Source organism: Streptomyces sp. NBC_01549, assembly GCF_026339955.1.
GTDB lineage: Bacteria > Actinomycetota > Actinomycetes > Streptomycetales > Streptomycetaceae > Streptomyces.
The window spans coordinates 5,122,524-5,139,060 of record NZ_JAPEPW010000001.1; the positions used below are offsets into that span (position 1 = coordinate 5,122,524).

The 16,537-nt window shown below is 69.8% G+C and carries 13 protein-coding genes; 4 read left to right on the top strand and 9 right to left on the bottom strand.

Features of this window, described 5'->3' with window-relative positions:
* Positions 1–9: 9 nt before the first annotated feature.
* The 3 genes from OG819_RS22795 to panB all read right to left on the bottom strand — a co-directional run bounded on the left by OG819_RS22795 (position 10) and on the right by panB (position 3,035).
* On the bottom strand, positions 10–888 hold the full coding sequence (locus OG819_RS22795; protein ID WP_266624278.1) for an ABC transporter permease: 879 nt from the start codon (positions 886–888) through the stop codon (positions 10–12).
* A complete protein-coding gene (locus OG819_RS22800) occupies positions 885–1,913 on the bottom strand; it encodes an ATP-binding cassette domain-containing protein (protein WP_266624276.1) in 1,029 nt (342 codons plus the stop codon). Before OG819_RS22800 ends, OG819_RS22795 begins: the two co-directional genes overlap by 4 nt.
* A gap of 234 nt (positions 1,914–2,147) precedes the next feature.
* A complete protein-coding gene (gene panB, locus OG819_RS22805; RefSeq protein WP_266624274.1) occupies positions 2,148–3,035 on the bottom strand; it encodes a 3-methyl-2-oxobutanoate hydroxymethyltransferase in 888 nt (295 codons plus the stop codon).
* Between the two features lie 239 nt (positions 3,036–3,274).
* Between panB and OG819_RS22810 the strand changes: the two genes are divergently transcribed.
* From OG819_RS22810 to OG819_RS22825, 4 genes are all read left to right on the top strand, one after another.
* Positions 3,275–4,867 carry an MFS transporter gene (locus tag OG819_RS22810; RefSeq protein ID WP_266624272.1) on the top strand — a complete coding sequence of 531 codons (1,593 nt, stop codon included), beginning with the start codon at positions 3,275–3,277 and terminating at the stop codon, positions 4,865–4,867.
* A 52-nt stretch (positions 4,868–4,919) separates the two neighbouring features.
* Positions 4,920–5,540 carry a TetR/AcrR family transcriptional regulator gene (locus OG819_RS22815; RefSeq protein ID WP_266414508.1) on the top strand — a complete coding sequence of 207 codons (621 nt, stop codon included), beginning with the start codon at positions 4,920–4,922 and terminating at the stop codon, positions 5,538–5,540.
* 235 nt (positions 5,541–5,775) lie between these two features.
* A complete protein-coding gene (locus OG819_RS22820) occupies positions 5,776–6,834 on the top strand; it encodes an endonuclease/exonuclease/phosphatase family protein (RefSeq protein WP_266651039.1) in 1,059 nt (352 codons plus the stop codon).
* A 190-nt stretch (positions 6,835–7,024) separates the two neighbouring features.
* Positions 7,025–8,248 (top strand): MFS transporter, encoded by a 1,224-nt coding sequence (locus tag OG819_RS22825; protein WP_266414511.1) that lies wholly within the window; start codon positions 7,025–7,027, stop codon positions 8,246–8,248.
* Between the two features lie 119 nt (positions 8,249–8,367).
* On the opposite strand, the gene OG819_RS22830 is transcribed toward OG819_RS22825, so the two are convergent.
* The 6 genes from OG819_RS22830 to OG819_RS22855 form a co-directional block, all read right to left on the bottom strand.
* On the bottom strand, positions 8,368–10,122 hold the full coding sequence (locus OG819_RS22830) for an NAD+ synthase (protein WP_266651040.1): 1,755 nt from the start codon (positions 10,120–10,122) through the stop codon (positions 8,368–8,370).
* Positions 10,123–10,207: 85 nt separating this feature from the next.
* Positions 10,208–11,791, bottom strand: a complete 1,584-nt coding sequence (locus OG819_RS22835; protein ID WP_266651041.1) for a multicopper oxidase family protein — start codon at positions 11,789–11,791, stop codon at positions 10,208–10,210.
* A gap of 341 nt (positions 11,792–12,132) precedes the next feature.
* On the bottom strand, positions 12,133–12,582 hold the full coding sequence (locus OG819_RS22840; RefSeq protein WP_266624261.1) for a hypothetical protein: 450 nt from the start codon (positions 12,580–12,582) through the stop codon (positions 12,133–12,135).
* Positions 12,583–12,689: 107 nt separating this feature from the next.
* Positions 12,690–14,639, bottom strand: a complete 1,950-nt coding sequence (locus OG819_RS22845; RefSeq protein ID WP_266624259.1) for a protease pro-enzyme activation domain-containing protein — start codon at positions 14,637–14,639, stop codon at positions 12,690–12,692.
* 549 nt (positions 14,640–15,188) lie between these two features.
* The gene (locus OG819_RS22850; RefSeq protein ID WP_266652814.1) at positions 15,189–15,821 is read right to left on the bottom strand and encodes a DUF305 domain-containing protein; all 633 of its coding nucleotides are present in this window, start codon (positions 15,819–15,821) and stop codon (positions 15,189–15,191) included.
* A gap of 5 nt (positions 15,822–15,826) precedes the next feature.
* The gene (locus tag OG819_RS22855) at positions 15,827–16,495 is read right to left on the bottom strand and encodes a DUF3105 domain-containing protein (RefSeq protein ID WP_266582160.1); all 669 of its coding nucleotides are present in this window, start codon (positions 16,493–16,495) and stop codon (positions 15,827–15,829) included.
* Between the last annotated feature and the right edge of the window lie 42 nt (positions 16,496–16,537).

Here is a 16,537-nt window from a genome sequence, read left to right on the forward strand (position 1 = left end):
GGACGAACGTCAGCTCTTGGTGCGGAACTTGTGGATCGCGATCGGCGCCATGACCAAGGTGAGTCCTGCCGTCCAGGCGAGGGTCACCCACAGGCTGTGCGTGACCGGTCCGCCCACCATCAGGCCGCGTGTGGTGTCCGCGAGCGCGGACAGCGGGTTGTAGTCGGTGAAGGCCTGCAGCCAGCCGGGCATGGTCCCGGTCGGCGAGAAGATGGACGAGCCGAACTGCAGGGGCATCAGCACCAGGAAGCCCATCGCCTGCACGGACTGCGCGTTCTTCATCGTCACCCCGAGGACCAGGAAGATCCACATCAGGGACGAGCCGAAGAGGACGGAGAGCCCCACAGAGGCGAACAGACCCGGCCAGTTCGTGATGTCGAAGCCGACCAGCACGCCGACGATCATGAGGATCGTCGTCGCGACGAGCATCCGCATCAGCTCCACCACGATCTTGGCGAAGAGCACCGAGCCCTGGCCGATCGGCAGGGTGCGGAAGCGGTCCATCACTCCCTTCTGGAAGTCCTCGTTGAAACCGGTGCCGACGGCCGTCGCGATGTTCATGGCCGTCATGGCCATCAGACCGGGCACCACGTACTGGACGTACGCGTCCTGTCCGCCGCCCAGCGACTGCCCGATGGAGCCGCCGAAGACGTACACGAACAGCAGGGTGAAGATGACCGGCATCAGGACGGCGTCGAACATCGACTCCGGGTCCTGGCGGATCCACAGCAGGTTGCGGCGGACGAGGGCGCCGATGTGGCGCGCGTGCGCGCGGGGCGAGATACGGGGGTCGCCCTGAGCGGCGAGGGGGGCTTCGGCGACAGAAGGGAGGTGCGCGGCGGAGCCGCCCCTTGGAAGGGTGGTGGTGGGCGACGGGCGGGCACTCATGCGGAGACCTCCTCGTAGACACGGGCGGGGGTCTCGTCCTGCGGGGCACTGGCCTTGTGGCCGGTGAGGGACAGGAACACCTCGTCCAGACTGGGCAGTTCGGTGGAGATGGAGCCGATCGTGATGCCGCGCGCGGTGACCGCGCCGACCACGGCGGTGAGCTGTTCGTCGCTGAGGATCGGGACCAGCACGGTGCCGGTCTCGGTGTCCACGACCGAGGCGGCGAGACCGGTGAGGCCCAGCTCGTCGAAGAGCGTGGCCAGCGGGCGCAGCTCCAGCGGGTCCACCGGGCGGATGCGCAGCGTACGGCCGCCGACCCGGGCCTTCAGCTCGTCGATCCGGCCGCTGGCGACGATCTTGCCGCGGTCGATGACCGTGAGCTCGGAGGCCAGTTGCTCGGCCTCCTCCATGTACTGGGTGGTGAGCAGCACGGTGGCGCCGTCCGCGACCATCCGCTTGACCTCCTTCCACACCTCGTTGCGGGTGCGCGGGTCGAGCCCGGTGGTCGGTTCGTCCAGATAGAGGACGGACGGGTGGCCGATCATGGAGGCGGCGAGGTCGAGACGGCGGCGCATACCGCCGGAGTACGTCGATGTCGGGCGCTTGGCCGCCTCGGTGAGCGAGAAGCGCTCAAGGAGCTCGTCGGCGCGCCGGCGGGCGTCCTTGCGGGGCAGGTCGAGCAGCCGCCCGATCATGTACAGGTTCTCCCAGCCGGGGAGCTTCTCGTCGACCGAGGCGTACTGACCGGTCAGGCCTATCACTCGGCGCAGCTGGCGGGGCTGGGTGAGCACGTCGTAGCCGGCGACGGTGGCCCGGCCGGAGTCGGGGGTGATGAGGGTGGACAGGATACGGACGAGGGTGGTCTTGCCGGCACCGTTGGGACCCAGCACCCCGAGGACGGTTCCCTCGCGAACGTCCAGGTCCACGCCGTCCAGTGCCTTGGTCTCGCCGTAGTGCTTGACCAGCCCCCGCACGGAGACGGCGCTGCGGGCGCCGCTGTCGGGGTTCTTGTCGATTCGCGTCATGCCCATCAAGGTGCCAGCCCCCACCGACAAACCACCTACAGCTCACCTACAGCGCCGTACGCTCGCCGATATATCGCCGACAGTGGTGGGTCTTTACGGGGAGTCTGGGGGAGGAGCCCCCAGGGGATGGGAACGGGTAGGGGCGGCGGGGGCGAAAACAAACGGGCGCAGCCCGCCGACGGGGGAAATCGGCGGGCTGCTTGGTGCCGCAGTGGTTCAGTGACCGTCCGGCGCTCAGTGGACCGAGTGCTCCTCGAGAGGGAACGTTCCGCCGACGACGTCGTCCGCGAACGCGCGCGCCGCGTTGCCCATGACCTCGCGCAGATCGGCGTACTTCTTCACGAACTTCGGCATCCTGCCGCCGGTGAGACCGAGCATGTCGGTCCACACCAGGACCTGCGCGTCGGTCTCCGGACCCGCGCCGATGCCGACGGTCGGGATGTGCAGGGTGCGGGTGACCTCGGCGGCGAGCTCCGCCGGGACCAGCTCCAGGACGACCGCGAACGCGCCCGCGTCCTGGACCGCCTTGGCGTCGCGCAGCAGCTGCTGGGCGGCCTCCTCGCCGCGGCCCTGGACGCGGTAGCCCATGGAGTTCACGGACTGCGGGGTCAGGCCGATGTGCGCCATCACGGGGATGCCGGACTCCACGAGCAGCTCGATCTGGCGGTGCGAGCGCTCGCCGCCCTCCAGCTTCACCGCGCCGACCCCGGCCTCCTTGACCAGCCGGGTGGCGGAGCGCAGCGCCTGGACGGGGCCCTCCTGGTACGACCCGAAGGGCAGGTCGCCGACGATCAGGGCGCGGCTGGTGCCGCGTACGACCGCGGCGGAGAGCATGGTCATCTCGTCGAGGGTGACGGGGACGGTCGTCTCGTACCCCAGGTGGCAGTTGCCCGCCGAGTCACCGACGAGCATGACCGGGATGCCGGCCTCGTCGAAGACGGACGCGGTCATCGCGTCGTAGGCGGTGAGCATCGGCCACTTCTCGCCGCGCTCCTTGGCTGTGGTGATGTCGCGGACCGTGATGCGGCGGGTGCTCTTGCCTCCGTACAGCGCCTTGCTGCTGTCGGTGGTCGCCCGCGCACCCTCCGCGGACTGCTTCGGGGCAGCCGAAAGCTGCGTCATCGCAACGGCTCCTTCTGTCATCTCGAGGCGCCCTGACGGCGTCCCCGGATCCCCTACATGGTGGCACCTCGTGCCACCGGGTGCCAGACCGGGGCGAGCGACGCGCGTCTCCCGTCCGCCGGTGCTCCACCGGTGCTCCGCGGGGACACGGGCGGTCGGAGGCCATCTCTTCGTAAGGTCTCTGTAAAGTATTTTCGATACGAGACGGTCCCGTATCGGAAATCGATAGGCTCCGCCCCATGACAACTCCCGCAGCTCACGCCGAACGGCGCGTGCCCGAAGAGGTACATCGGCGCCGCTGGGCCATTCTCGGCGTGCTCATGCTCAGCCTGTTGATAGTGGTGCTGGACAACTCCATCCTCAACGTCGCGATCAAGACGATCTCGACGCCGGCGCCCACCGGACTCGGCGCCACCCAGAGCGAGCTGGAGTGGGCCATCAACGCCTACACGCTCGTCTTCGCGGGGCTGCTCTTCACCGCGGGCCTCTTCGGCGACCGGTTCGGCCGCAAGAAGGTCCTGCTCGCCGGACTCGCCGTCTTCGGCACCGGGTCGGCGCTGGCCGCGGAGGCCGGCTCGCCCGTCCAGCTCATCGTCTTCCGCGCGGTGATGGGCTTCGGCGCCGCCTTCGTGATGCCCGCCACCCTCGCCGTCCTCATGAACGTCTTCGAGCGCGAGGAGCAGCCCAAGGCCATCGGCATCTGGGCCGGCGGCGTCGGCATCGCCATCGCCATCGGCCCGATCACCGGCGGCGTGCTCCTCGCCCACTTCTGGTGGGGCTCGGTCTTCCTCATCAACGTGCCGATCGTGCTGCTGGCGCTCGGCCTGATGTTCTGGCTGGTCCCGGACTCCCGCGACCCGAACCCCGGCCGCATCGACCTCGTCGGCGTGGTCCTCTCGGTCATAGGGCTCGTCCTGCTCGTCTACGGCATCATCAAGGGCGGCCAGCTGGCCTCCTTCACCGACGCGGCGGTCCTCGCGACCATCGGCGCCGGAATCGCCGTCCTCGCCTGCTTCGTCATCTACGAGAAGCGCAGCGACCATCCGTCCATCGACATCACCTACTTCAAGAACAAGGTCTTCTCGGCCGCCATCGCCGCCATCGCGCTCGTCTTCTTCGCGATGATGGGCGTGACCTTCTTCTCCGTCTTCTACACCCAGAGCGTGCGGGGCTACTCGCCGCTGAAGACCGGTGTGCTGCTGCTGCCGCTCGCCGCGGCCCAGCTCTTCTTCGCACCGCGCGCCCGCCTCGTCGTCGACCGCTTCGGCAACCGGGCCACCTGCACGGCGGGCCTGCTGCTCCTCGGCGCGATGCTCGGCGCCTTCGCGACCCTGGACGCGCACACGCCGATCTGGCTCCTCGAGGTCATCTTCTTCCTCATGGGCGCCGGCATGGCGCACATCATGACCCCGACCAGCGTCGTCATCATGCAGGCCCTGCCGCGCGAGAAGGCGGGCTCCGCCTCCGCCCTGAGCAACGTCTTCCGTCAGGTCGGTGGTGCCCTCGGCATCGCGGTCCTCGGCTCGGTCCTGTCCTCGGCCTACCGCAACGGCATCGAGGACAAGCTCACCGTCCTCCCGGCCGGCCTGCGGCACACCGCGGGCGAGTCCATCGAGGCCACGCTCGGCGTCGCCGCCAAGCTCGGCCCCCGGGGCGACGCGCTCGTCACCCCGGCCAACGACGCCTTCCTGCACGCCATGCACGTCACCGCCCTGTGCGGTGCGGGTATCGCGCTGGTCGGCGCCGTGATCGTGGCCCTGTTCCTGCCGGGCCGCAGTTCGACCCCGGAACAGGGCAAGGAGGAGACGGAGTTGGTGGCCGCCGAGCACTGACAGGGCGCGGCAGGGAGAATTGCGCCAGCACCACCAAGGAAGGGAGCGACACATGAGCCTCGCGGACAGCCGAACCAGGCAGGAGGGTTCCCCCCGGGGGCGCCCCCGCAGCGAGGCCGTGGAGCGCTCCATCATCGAGGGCGCGATAAAACTCCTGGAGGACGGCGTCCCCCTCGGGGAGATCTCCATCGAGCGCCTGGCCCGGACCGCGGGCGTCGGCAAGGCGACCATCTACCGCCGTTGGAGCGGCAAGGAGGAACTCTTCGTCGACGTCATGCGCGCCACCGAGCCTCCGGACGCCGAACTCCCGGGCACCTCGATGCGCGACGACCTGATAGCCCTTCTGGAGCCGCTGCGCCAGCGGGGCCTGGCCAGCCGCTCCTCGGCGCTCCTGCACAACGTCTACGCCCAGATCAAGTCCAGCCCCAAGATCTGGGCCGCGTACCAGGCGATCGTCATCGAACCGCGGCGCCTGACCACCTTCGAGGTCCTGCGCCGCGGACAGCGGGACGGTGAACTCCGCGACGACGTGGACATCGAGGTCATCAACGACCTCTTCGTCGGACCCATGCTGGTCCGCGCCGTCATGCGCCCGGACGCCGAACTCCCCGAGAACCTGGCCGAACAGATCGTCGACACGGTACTCGCGGGACTGCGCCCCGCCGGAACCTAGGGCCTGTCCGGCGGATCGTGCCACAGACCTGGTTCACCCGCTCGGCGGGCGGCGCGAAATGTGCGCGTTTCGTCACAGAGGCCGCACTCCGACCCCGTATTCGGAACCCCGGACACCGAGTTGTTCGTCCTGATGCCCGTACGGCCGTCCCGGTACGGCGAGAACGACGCCGATCATCCCCTAGGGTCGTAGCCGAGGGGCTGACGGTGTGCACGGCAGGTTGTGAGGCGACGGTATGGCGCAGGCGTACATGACGGAGACAGGCAGCGACGGCTCAGGGCCCGAGCGCCGAGGTCCCCGGCTTCGGCGTCTGCTCGACAAACTCCGGCGCCGGCTGGCCGCCTGGCGGGGCGACCGCGGCATCTGGCGCCGCGGACTGATCCTCGCCGCGCTCGCTCTGATCCTCGCCCTGGTGATGCTGCTGCACGCGCGGATCCCCAACAGGATCGGCAACCTGGGCAGTCTCACCGAGACGTTCCTGCCGTGGTTCGGCATCCTCATCCCCGTCCTGCTGGTCCTCGGCTTCGTACGGAAGTCCGCGACCGCCCTGATCGCCGTCCTGTTGCCCGCGATCGTCTGGCTGAACCTGTTCGGCGGACTGCTCATCGACCGGACCGGTGCCGGCGGCGACCTGACCGTCGCCACGCACAACGTCAACGCGGAGAACCCGGACCCCGCCGGCACCGCCCGTGACGTGGCCGCGTCCGGCGCCGACGTGGTGGCCCTGGAGGAGTTGAAGGCCGGGGCGGTCCCCACGTACGAGAAGGCGCTCGCCCCGACGTACAGGTACCACTCCGTGCAGGGCACCGTCGGGCTGTGGAGCAAGTACCCGCTGACCGGCATCAAGCCCGTCGACATCAAGCTGGGCTGGACCCGCGCGATGCGCGCCACGGTGACGACCCCGAACGGCCAGGTCGCGGTGTACGTCGCCCATCTGCCCTCGGTCCGGGTGAAGATGGAGGCCGGGTTCACCGCCCGCCAGCGCGACCGGAGCGCCGACGCGCTCGGCGAGGCGATCGCCGACGAGCCGCTGAAGAGGGTCGTCCTGCTCGGCGACCTCAACGGCACGATGAACGACCGCGCGCTGAACGCCGTCACCTCGCAGATGCGCTCCACCCAGGGCGCGGCGGGCAGCGGCTTCGGGTTCAGCTGGCCGGCGTCGTTCCCGATGGCCCGGATCGACCAGATCATGGTCAGGGACATCGAGCCGGTCACCTCATGGACCCTGCCCGAGACCAGCAGCGACCACCTCCCGATCGCCGCCCGCGTCAAGGTCACGGCAACCGGGTCTTAACCTCCTGGAATACTGGGCCTGCGAGACTTTGTTCCACAGGTGAACTTACGGAGCCCGTGCACACCGGTGTGCACGGGCGCATCCGTGCGTGTGTGCGCTCCCGGCCACGGTGGTGCACGCCCACGAAGCCGGGCACGTCCCCGCCCGTCCGGTTCTCCCTTTTGCACTCCGCTCTTCTGAAAGGCCCCTCATGCCACTGGCCCTGCTCGCCCTAGCCGTGGGCGCCTTCGGCATCGGTACCACCGAGTTCGTGATGATGGGCCTGCTGCCCGACGTCGCGGACGACCTCCACATATCCATCCCGAGCGCCGGACACCTCGTCTCGGCCTACGCCCTCGGCGTGGTGATCGGCGCCCCGCTGCTCGCCGCGGCCACCGCCCGGATGTCCCGCCGCAAGGTCCTCATCGCCCTGATGGGGCTCTTCGTGGCCGGCAACGCGCTGTCCGCCTTCGCCCCCGACTACCACTGGCTGCTCGCCGCCCGCTTCGTCAGCGGCCTGCCGCACGGCGCGTTCTTCGGCGTCGGCGCCGTCGTCGCCACCAACCTCGTCGCCCCCGAGCGCAAGGCACGCTCCGTCTCGCTGATGTTCCTCGGCCTGACCGTCGCGAACATCGCGGGCGTCCCCGTCGCCACCTTCATCGGCCAGCACTTCGGCTGGCGGGCGACCTTCCTCGGCGTGAGCGCGATCGGCCTGGCGGCGATAGCCTCGCTCGCGTTCCTCATCCCGCGCGACCACACGCACGCCCCCACGGGCGGCCTGCGCGGCGAACTGGCCGCCCTGCGTTCGCTCCCCGTCTGGCTGGCCCTCGGTACGACGGTCGCGGGCTTCGGCGCCCTGTTCTCCGCGTACAGCTACATCACGCCGATGCTCACGGACTCCGCCGGGTACGCCGACTCCAGCGTCACGCTGCTGCTGGCGCTGTTCGGCGTCGGCGCGACGGCCGGCAACCTCGTGGGCGGCCGCCTCGCGGACCACTCCCTGCGCGGCACCCTCTTCGGCGGACTCGCCTCGCTGGTCACGGTCCTCGCCCTCTTCCCCGTCCTCATGAGCGCCCAGTGGAGTGCGGCCGTCGCCGTCACCCTCCTCGGTACGGCCGCCTTCATCACCGGCTCGCCGCTCCAGCTGATGGTCATGGAGAAGGCCTCCGCGGCGCCGTCCCTGGCGTCCTCCGCCAACCAGGCCGCGTTCAACCTCGCGAACGCCGGCGGTGCGTGGATCGGCGGCGTCGCGCTGGCCGCCGGCTTCGGTGCGACGTCGCCCGCGCTGGCGGGGGCGCTGCTCGCGGTCCTCGGCCTCGCGGTCGCCGCGACGGCGTACGCCGTGGACCGCCGCCGCGCCGAGGTCCTCGCACCCACGCCCGGCCGCCTGGTGGCGACCCACGTCCCCCCACACCCGGAACACGCCCATCACTGACGCAAGGACCCGCGCCCAAGGGGCGCGAGGAACTGCGAGACCAGCCCCCACCGGCCCGCGGCCAAAAAACTCACCGGACGGGTAGGGGCGGGGGCGAAAGACCCCCCGCCCCTACGGCGTCACGCGTGCTCGCGCCACCGATTCGTGATCGGAAGCCGCCGGTCCTTGCCGAACCCCTTGGCGGAGATCTTGGTGCCCGGCGGATACTGCCGGCGCTTGTACTCCGCCGTGTCCACCATCCGCAGCGTCTTCACCACCAGCTCCCGGTCGAACCCCGCCGCGACAATCCCGTCCGCGCCCTCGTCCCGGTCCACATACCGCTCGAGGATCGCGTCCAGCACGGGATAGTCGGGGAGGGAGTCCGTGTCGACCTGGTCGGGACGGAGCTCGGCGCTCGGTGGCTTGGTGATCGAGTTCTCGGGGATCGGCGGGGTCTGCCCCCGCTCGGCCGCCGCCCGGTTGCGCCACTCCGCCAGCCGGAAGATCGACGTCTTGTACACGTCCTTGATGGGCCCGTACGCCCCCACGGAGTCGCCGTACAGCGTCGAATACCCCACCGCCAGCTCGGACTTGTTCCCCGGCGCCAGCACGATGTGCCCCTCCTGGTTGGAGATGGCCATCAGCATGGTGCCCCGCAGGCGCGACTGGAGGTTCTCCTCGGCCAGCCCGGTCAGCCCCAGCGACGACATATACGCGTCGAACATCGGCTCGATCGCCACGGTCCGGAAGTTGAGCCCGGTCCGCCGCGCGAGCTCCGCCGCGTCCCCCTTGGAGTGGTCGGACGAGTACTTCGACGGCATCGAGACCCCGTACACGTTCTGCGCGCCGAGCGCGTCGCACGCGATCGCCGCGACGAGCGCCGAGTCGATGCCACCGGAGAGTCCGATCAGTACGGACCGGAACCCGTTCTTCGCGACGTACGCCCGCAGCCCGACGACCAGCGCCGAGTAGACCTCCTCGTCGGCGTCGAGCCGCTCCGCGTACCCGCCGGCGACCTCCGCCTCGTACGCGGGCAGCGGCTCCTCCGAGAGCACCAGCCGCTCGATGCGCAGCCCGTCGTCCACCACGCCCGTCACCGGCTCGGCGGCGCCCGCCGGCAGCTCCAGGTCCAGTACGACGCACCCCTCCGCGAACTGCGGCGCCCGCGCGACGACCTCCCCGTCCCGGTCGACCACGATGGAGTCGCCGTCGAAGACCAGCTCGTCCTGCCCGCCGATCATGGCGAGGTAGGCGGTGGTGCAGCCGGCCTCCTGGGCCCGCTTGCGCACCAGTTCGAGGCGGGTGTCGTCCTTGTCGCGCTCGTAGGGGGAGGCGTTGATGGAGAGCAGCAGCCCGGCCCCGGCGGACCGGGCGGCCGGTACGCGCCCGCCGTCCTGCCAGAGGTCCTCGCAGATGGCGAGGGCCACGTCGATCCCGCGCACCCGCACGACCGGCATGGTGTCGCCGGGCACGAAGTAGCGGAACTCGTCGAACACGCCGTAGTTCGGGAGGTGGTGCTTGGCGAAGGTCAGCGCCACCCGGCCCCCGTGGAGCACGGCGGCGGCGTTCTGCGGGGCGCCGGCCGGCTGCCCGTACTTCGGCTGGGCGGTCTCGGACCGGTCGAGGTAGCCGACGATCACCGGCAGCTCCCCGAAGCCCTCGTCGGCCAGCCGCGCGGCCAGCGCGCGCAGCGCCGTGCGGGAGGCCTCGACGAAGGACGACCGCAGGGCCAGGTCCTCGACGGGATACCCGGTCAGCACCATCTCGGGGAACGCCACCAGATGCGCTCCCTGCTCGGCGGAGTGCCGGGTCCAACGGACGATCGCCTCGGCGTTGGCGGCGAGATCGCCGACCGTCGAGTCGATCTGATTCAGGGCGAGGCGTAGTTGAGGCACGGGCCCAGTGTAATCGTCAGAGCGACACAATGGGGTGTGGGGCGCCCCACGTGGAGACGCCCCGGCCCCTCAGGCCTCCAGGTCCTCAGCTCCGGTATCCGAGGATGGTCATCATCCCCGCCTCCGAGTGGTAGACGTTGTGGCAGTGGATCATCCACAGCCCCGGGTTGTCGGCGTCGAAGTCGACCGTCAGCGTCGCGTTCGGCAGCACGATCGCCGTGTCCTTGCGCGCCCCGCCCGTACCACCGGCCCCGCCGGGGAGGGCGAAGGTGTGCCCGTGCAGATGCACCGGGTGCCACATGCTCGTGGAGTTGGCGAACACCAGCCGCACCCGCTCCCCGGACCGCACGGGATGCCGCTGATCCGCGCGGTACGGCTTCTTGTCGAAGACCCAGTCGTACTTCTCCATACCTCCCGTGAGCCGCAACCTCACCGTGCGGTCCGGCGCCTTTCGTGACAGCGCCACGGACTCGTCCGCCGTCAGCCTCTCGGCCGTCAGCAGCCGTCCGTCGAGCTCCTTCGGCCGTACGGAGGCGGCGGGCGCCGTCCCCGCGCCCGTACGCAGCAACGCCCGCGCGGACGCCTTCTTGCCCTCGGCCAGCGCGGTCAGCGGGAAGACCCCGTCCTCGGCGGTGACCAGGACGTCGTAGCGCTCGCCCATGCCGAGCAGCAGCGCGTCCGTCGTCGCGTGCCGTACCGGGAAGCCGTCCGTGTGCGTCACCGTCATCTCGTGCCCGCCGAGGGCGACCCGGAAGGCGGTGTCCCCGGCCGCGTTGATGATGCGGATGCGGATACGGTCACCGGGGCGGGCGCCGAAGGTGGAAGGGGCCTGCGCCGTACGCCCGTTGACCAGGTAGTGCGGGTACGCGACATCGCCCGCGTCGCCGCCCAGCAGCTCACTCTCGGCACCCATGAGCATGTGCGACCCGCTCATGTCCATGCCCGTGCCCATGTCCATGCCCTCGTGCATGCCGCCGCTGAGCTCCTTGAGTACGGCGTCCGGCGTGGAACCGTCCACCCCGTCGACCCAGTCGTCGAGGACGACCACCCACTCCTTGTCGTACGAGAGCGGCTCCTTGGGGTCCTCGACGATCAGCGGGGCGTACAGTCCGCGGTCCTGCTGGGTGCCCGAGTGGGGATGGAACCAGTACGTCCCCGGGTCCGGCACCGTGAAGCGGTACGCGAACTCCGCGCCCGGCCTGACCGCCCGCTGGGTGACGCCGGGCACGCCGTCCATGTCGTTGCGCAGGGCGATGCCGTGCCAGTGCAGGGACGTGGACTGGGGGAGGTGGTTGGCGAGGGTGAGGTCCAGGGTGTCGCCCGCGGTCACGCGGACCTCCTTGCCGGGCAGCTCGCCGCCGTACGCCCAGGACCTGACCGTACGGCCGCCGAGGTCGAGGGAGGTCGCGGCGGCGGTGAGGCGCACCTTGCGGACCGGGCCCGAGCCCCGCTTCCTCTCGGCGGCGGCGACCTCCGGACCCGCCGGATCGACGTACCCCTTCGGTACGCTCCCGCTTCCCTCGTTCCCCTCGTTCCCTTCGTGGCCCGAATGTCCCGAACCCGAGCCGGAGTCCGAGCCCGAGCAGGCGGACAGAACTCCCGTGCCGACGGCCGTCCCGGCGACGGCGATGGACGCACCGAGAACGGTGCGGCGCGTGTGTATGCGCATGACTGAGTAACACCTCGTCGTGGTGATGTCGTGATGATGCGGCGTGCTGATGGGCGCGTCCGCCGCTTCCGGTACGAAGCGGCCGATGCGCCGGCCTAGGACCTGTCCGGTCGATCACGGTGGAGGAAAGCAGCGGCGCCTTGTCGATACCGGTGAGCGGGGCGTGGTGCGTGCAGCTGCAAGGCGGAGGAGGGCGTCGACGCGATGGGGGTCCCCCCGCTCGAGCGAAGTCGAGAGTGGGGGAGTCGGCAACCGACGACAACGCCGCAGATGTGCGCCCGTAGCGGAGCGGCTGATGTCACCGCCACCCCGCGTCTCCGCCGTGATCGGCCGGACAGGTCCTAGATGCGCAGCACCGACAGACGGGCGAGGAGGGTTCGGGGTGGGGGAGCGTTCGGCCACAGCGTGTGCGGCAAGCGGATGCGTGCGGGTGGGCGGAGGAGGTCGGCCCCTGGGCGGCCCGGGGCCACCGCGAGCAGCAGTGCGAGGGTGAAGCTCCCGAGCACGGCGAGACAGACGGAGAGCGGGTCCATGCCGCTCATGGGCGGCATCTTGGGTTCAGGGGCGGCGGACGGGGCCGACATGACGGACGACGGGACCGACATGGCGTACGCGGAATGGTCGGAGGTGTTGTCCGCGCTCGTGCCCGCGCCGGTTCTCATGGCCGCGCTCATGCCCGTGCCCGTGCCGTGTCCGGACGGGTGACCCAGCGTGTGCATGGTGACGATCCCGAAGAGCAGCGCGGCGAGCAGCGTCAGCTGTCCCCACCGTGCTCTGCTCCTCGTCGTCATACCCGGTAGCTTACCCCCACCGGGTATCCGTACCGCTCAGCCGCATGCCCGGAGACAGCGACGCCCGCCCCTCGACGAGGGGCGGGCGCAGTGGTGACGGGGGACCGTCAGTGACCGTGGTTCGAGCGGAACGACTCGATGTAGCCGGAGGTGGGCGTGCCCACACCGGTGACGTCGTCGTAGCCGCGCACGGCCTTCAGGGAGCTGTCCTTGCCGAGGCTGCGGACGGAGGTGAGCAGACCGGCCGACGCGTCGAAGGAGTTGGCGAAGTCCACGCGCGCCACGGCGAGTTCGGAGCCCGTGGGGGTGTCCGTCACGTCGTGGTAGGCCTTGGAGCCGTACTTCGCGTAGATCGACGGGTTGGCGAAACCGATCGCCTTACCGCCACGCGCCTCCTGGGCCAGGGCCTGGACGGCCGCGATCACCGGCGCGGCGAGCGAGGTGCCGCCGATCCGGTACTCGCTGTACTGCTGGGACCCGTCCGGGAAGGTCTGCGTCTGGCCGACCTTGAAACCGGTGTTGGGGTCGGCGACCGCCGCGATGTCCGGCACGGTGCGCATGGCCGTGGTGCCGTTGGCCGTGGCGAGCGCGCCGGGCACGACACCCTTCTGGTAGAAGGGCTGTGCCACGGTCTTGCTGGTGCCGCCGCCCGCGCCCGAGGTGAACGCGCCCGGGAAGCCGGTCCAGCTCTTGCCGTCGGCCGCGAGGGCGGCCTTCTCGGTGCCCCAGCCGGTCTCGAACTGGTACTTGTCACCCTTGCCGACCGCCAGCGAGGTACCGCCGACCGCCGTCACCCACGCCGAGTTGGCCGGGGTGTCGACCTGCTTCGTACCGGTGTTGGCGACCTCGTCACCGTTGTCACCGGAGGAGAAGTAGAAGCCGATGCCCTCGACCGCGCCGAACTGGAAGGTCTGGTCGTAGGCGGCCGCGAGGTCCGGCGTCTGGTTGGCCTCGATGTCGCCCCACGAGTTGGAGACGATGTCGGCCAGGTGGTTGTCGACGATCTTGTTCAGCGAGTCGAGCAGATCGTTGTCGAAGCAGGACGCGGCACCCACGTACGTGATGCTCGCGTCCGGCGCGACGGCGTGCACGGCCTCGACGTCGAGGGTCTCCTCGCCGTACCAGCCGGCCGCCCCGCACGCCTCGGTCTGCGTGTAGGTGCCGGGCAGCACCTGACGCAGCTGGCTGCTGCTGTACGCCGCGTCACCGTGCTTCTTGGCGTACGTGGCCGCGTCGAACGCGATGGTCGGCGAGGCGTACGCGTCGGTGATGGCGACCCGCACGCCCTTGCCGGTGCGCTTGCCCGCGCCGTAGGCGGCGCGCAGCTGCTTGCCCGTGTAGCCCTGGATCGCGTACGGGATCTTCGTGCCGTACGCGTCCGGCAGGGTGCTTGCGATGTTCGAGCCGAAGTACGAGGAGAACGGCCCGGAGTTCTTGAACACCGCGTCCGGGGGCGGCAGCGTGTCGTCGTGCGTCGCCTTGTGCGGGGCGTTGTCCAGGCCGGTGACGGTCAGGACGGCGCCGTTCAGGGCGGCCGGTGCGGAGGCCGTCTTCGACGGCGCCCGGTAGGTCTTCTTGCCCTTGGTGTAGTTGTGCAGCTGGGTGCCGAACGCCTTCTCGGCGGCGGCCACGTCGCCGGTGACGGAGACGTAGTGCTGCGTGGTGCCGGTGACCTTCAGACCGGCCGACTTCAGCCACGAGGTCACCGCGGCGACCTGCGCCTTGGTGGCGCCGAAACGGGCCTGCGTCTGCTTGGCGCTGAGGTACTTGCCGTACGAGGCCGAGTTCGGGTCGGACACGGCCTTGGCGTATGCGGCCAGACCGGCGGCGTTCCGGCCGGCCAGGTAGACCCGGGCGGAGACCTGGGAACTGTCGGACGCGGCTCCCTTGTCCGCCTTCGCCGTGGCCCACGCGGGCTTGGTGCCCGTGAGGGTGTCCCGGCTGGGGCCGTCCGCGGCGTTGGCCGTGGGTATACCGAGCGCCAGCGCGCCGGCGAGCAGCGGCAGTGTCGCCGCCATGCTCACCCCGGCGCGCACGATGGCGCGATTGGATCTCATAAAACCCCCTGCGATGCGGTTCGTCGCATGTCCGGTCGTTCGTGATGTGCGAGACCGTGTGCCGGAATTGAGGGCACAGGGACTGGATCACGCTGGGGGTCACTCTGGCGATGATCCGTTCATGCCAGGGGAATGAGAAAGCCAAGGAAACACCAAGTGGCTGTGATTGAAGGGCATTTGGGGCGGTATGGCGGCACCCTCGCCCTCGATGTAGGGATATCCCTCGTTATCTTGTAAAGGGGTTCCCCACATTCGTCAGCGTATTGCGACATCGGCGAGTTCGTGGTTGGTCCCGGCGCTGGTAGGCGCATCCCGGCCCGGAGCGTGCGGGGGCTTTGAAGCAGCTGGACTCATACGACACGAAGAGTTCCACCGGTGCGGCCATACGAAGGCCCCAGGCGTCGACCGCGCCACGAAGGCCGAGTCGACGCCTGGCGAGGACGGCATCGGTGGCCGACCACCGATCGGCCGCGTGAACAACCCTGCGGGTCAATACTCCTGGGGTCTGTCCGGCATGGGGTCCGTCCGGCATGGTCCGCCGGACAGGTCCTAGTCGCGGGCCTTGGCGCCCCGCTCCTTGAGCATGTCCGCCATCAGCTGGATCTCCGACTGCTGCGCGTCAACCATGCCCTGCGCGAGCTTCTTCTCCACGCCGACCGTGCACTTCGCGACGCAGCCTTCGGCCATGTGGATGCCGCCCTTGTGGTGGTCGGTCATCAACTGCAGGTAGAAGACCTCCGCCTGCTTGCCGCTCAGCGTGTTCAGCTTCTTCATCTCGGTGTTGGTCGCCATGCCGGGCATCAGCGCGCCGTCCTTGCCGGACGCCATGTCGCCCATGCCCATCCAGGTCATGGGCGCGTCCGCCGACACCTTCGGCAGCTCCCACAGGTCGAGCCAGCCCAGCAGCATGCCGCGCTGATTGGCCTGCGTCTGCGCGATGTCGTACGCGAGTCGCCGTACCTCCACGTTGTTCGTACGGTCGCGCACGATGTACGACATCTCGACGGCCTGTTGGTGATGGACCGCCATGTCCCGCGCGAAACCCGCGTCCGCGGAGTCGGCCGACGGCACCTTCGTTCCGGAGGACCCCGAGCCGTCGCTCTCGGCGACCGCGTACGTGATCGCGCCGGCGGCGACCAGCGCGGCAGCCGTGGTCCCCGCGATCCAGCCCATCTGTCGCATCTGGATCACTGCGAGAGACCGTTGGTGCAGGCGGCGCCCGGCTCGGGCGTCTGCTTGCCCTGCACGAACTCCGAGAAGAACTTGTCGACGTTCGGGTCGCTCGCACTCGTCACCGTGCGCTGCTTGCCCCACGCGCTCAGCATGATCGGGTCCTTCTGGTCTTCGACCGGGCTCATCAGGGTGTACGGCGTCTTCTTGACCTTCGCTTCGAGCGCCTTCACGTCGGCGTCGGAGGCCTTGCTGTTGTACGTCACCCACACGGCGCCGTGCTCCAGCGAGTGCACGGCGTTCATGTTGTTGATCGCCTTGCCGTAGACGTCGCCGTTGCAGTTCATCCACACCGGGTTGTGGTTGCCGCCGACCGGGGGCTCCATCGGGTACTTCACGGTCTTGGTGACGTGGTTGCGGGACAGCGTCCCCGACCAGGTCTCCACACCGTCCTTGCCCGTGACGAAGTGCCCAGAGCCGCCCTTCGAGTCGCTGGCCGAGGTGCCGCTGTCGTCGGACTGCGACCGGACCAGGACGACACCGCCGACGACGAGACCGGCGACTATGACCGTGCTGGCCGTGATCGTGAGGATCCGGTTACGACGCTCCCGGGCACGCTCGGCCTTACGCATCTCTTCTATGCGCGCCTTGCGCTGCGCGGAGGTGGTGTTCTTGGCGGAACCCATGGCGAGTCCTTATGGGGATGGGACGGTCGGGTCCGCTGATCG

Bases quoted from the DNA above. Each gene is read 5' to 3' on its own strand.
- OG819_RS22800 (WP_266624276.1), bottom strand. From the start codon at position 1,913: ATGACGCGAATCGACAAGAACCCCGACAGCGGCGCCCGCAGCGCCGTC.
- OG819_RS22845 (WP_266624259.1), bottom strand. From the start codon at position 14,639: ATGAGATCCAATCGCGCCATCGTGCGCGCCGGGGTGAGCATGGCGGCG.
- OG819_RS22795 (WP_266624278.1), bottom strand. From the start codon at position 888: ATGAGTGCCCGCCCGTCGCCCACCACCACCCTTCCAAGGGGCGGCTCC.
- OG819_RS22815 (WP_266414508.1), top strand. From the start codon at position 4,920: ATGAGCCTCGCGGACAGCCGAACCAGGCAGGAGGGTTCCCCCCGGGGG.
- OG819_RS22825 (WP_266414511.1), top strand. From the start codon at position 7,025: ATGCCACTGGCCCTGCTCGCCCTAGCCGTGGGCGCCTTCGGCATCGGT.
- OG819_RS22835 (WP_266651041.1), bottom strand. From the start codon at position 11,791: ATGCGCATACACACGCGCCGCACCGTTCTCGGTGCGTCCATCGCCGTC.
- panB (WP_266624274.1), bottom strand. From the start codon at position 3,035: ATGACGCAGCTTTCGGCTGCCCCGAAGCAGTCCGCGGAGGGTGCGCGG.
- OG819_RS22850 (WP_266652814.1), bottom strand. From the start codon at position 15,821: ATGCGACAGATGGGCTGGATCGCGGGGACCACGGCTGCCGCGCTGGTC.
- OG819_RS22820 (WP_266651039.1), top strand. From the start codon at position 5,776: ATGGCGCAGGCGTACATGACGGAGACAGGCAGCGACGGCTCAGGGCCC.
- OG819_RS22840 (WP_266624261.1), bottom strand. From the start codon at position 12,582: ATGACGACGAGGAGCAGAGCACGGTGGGGACAGCTGACGCTGCTCGCC.
- OG819_RS22810 (WP_266624272.1), top strand. From the start codon at position 3,275: ATGACAACTCCCGCAGCTCACGCCGAACGGCGCGTGCCCGAAGAGGTA.
- OG819_RS22855 (WP_266582160.1), bottom strand. From the start codon at position 16,495: ATGGGTTCCGCCAAGAACACCACCTCCGCGCAGCGCAAGGCGCGCATA.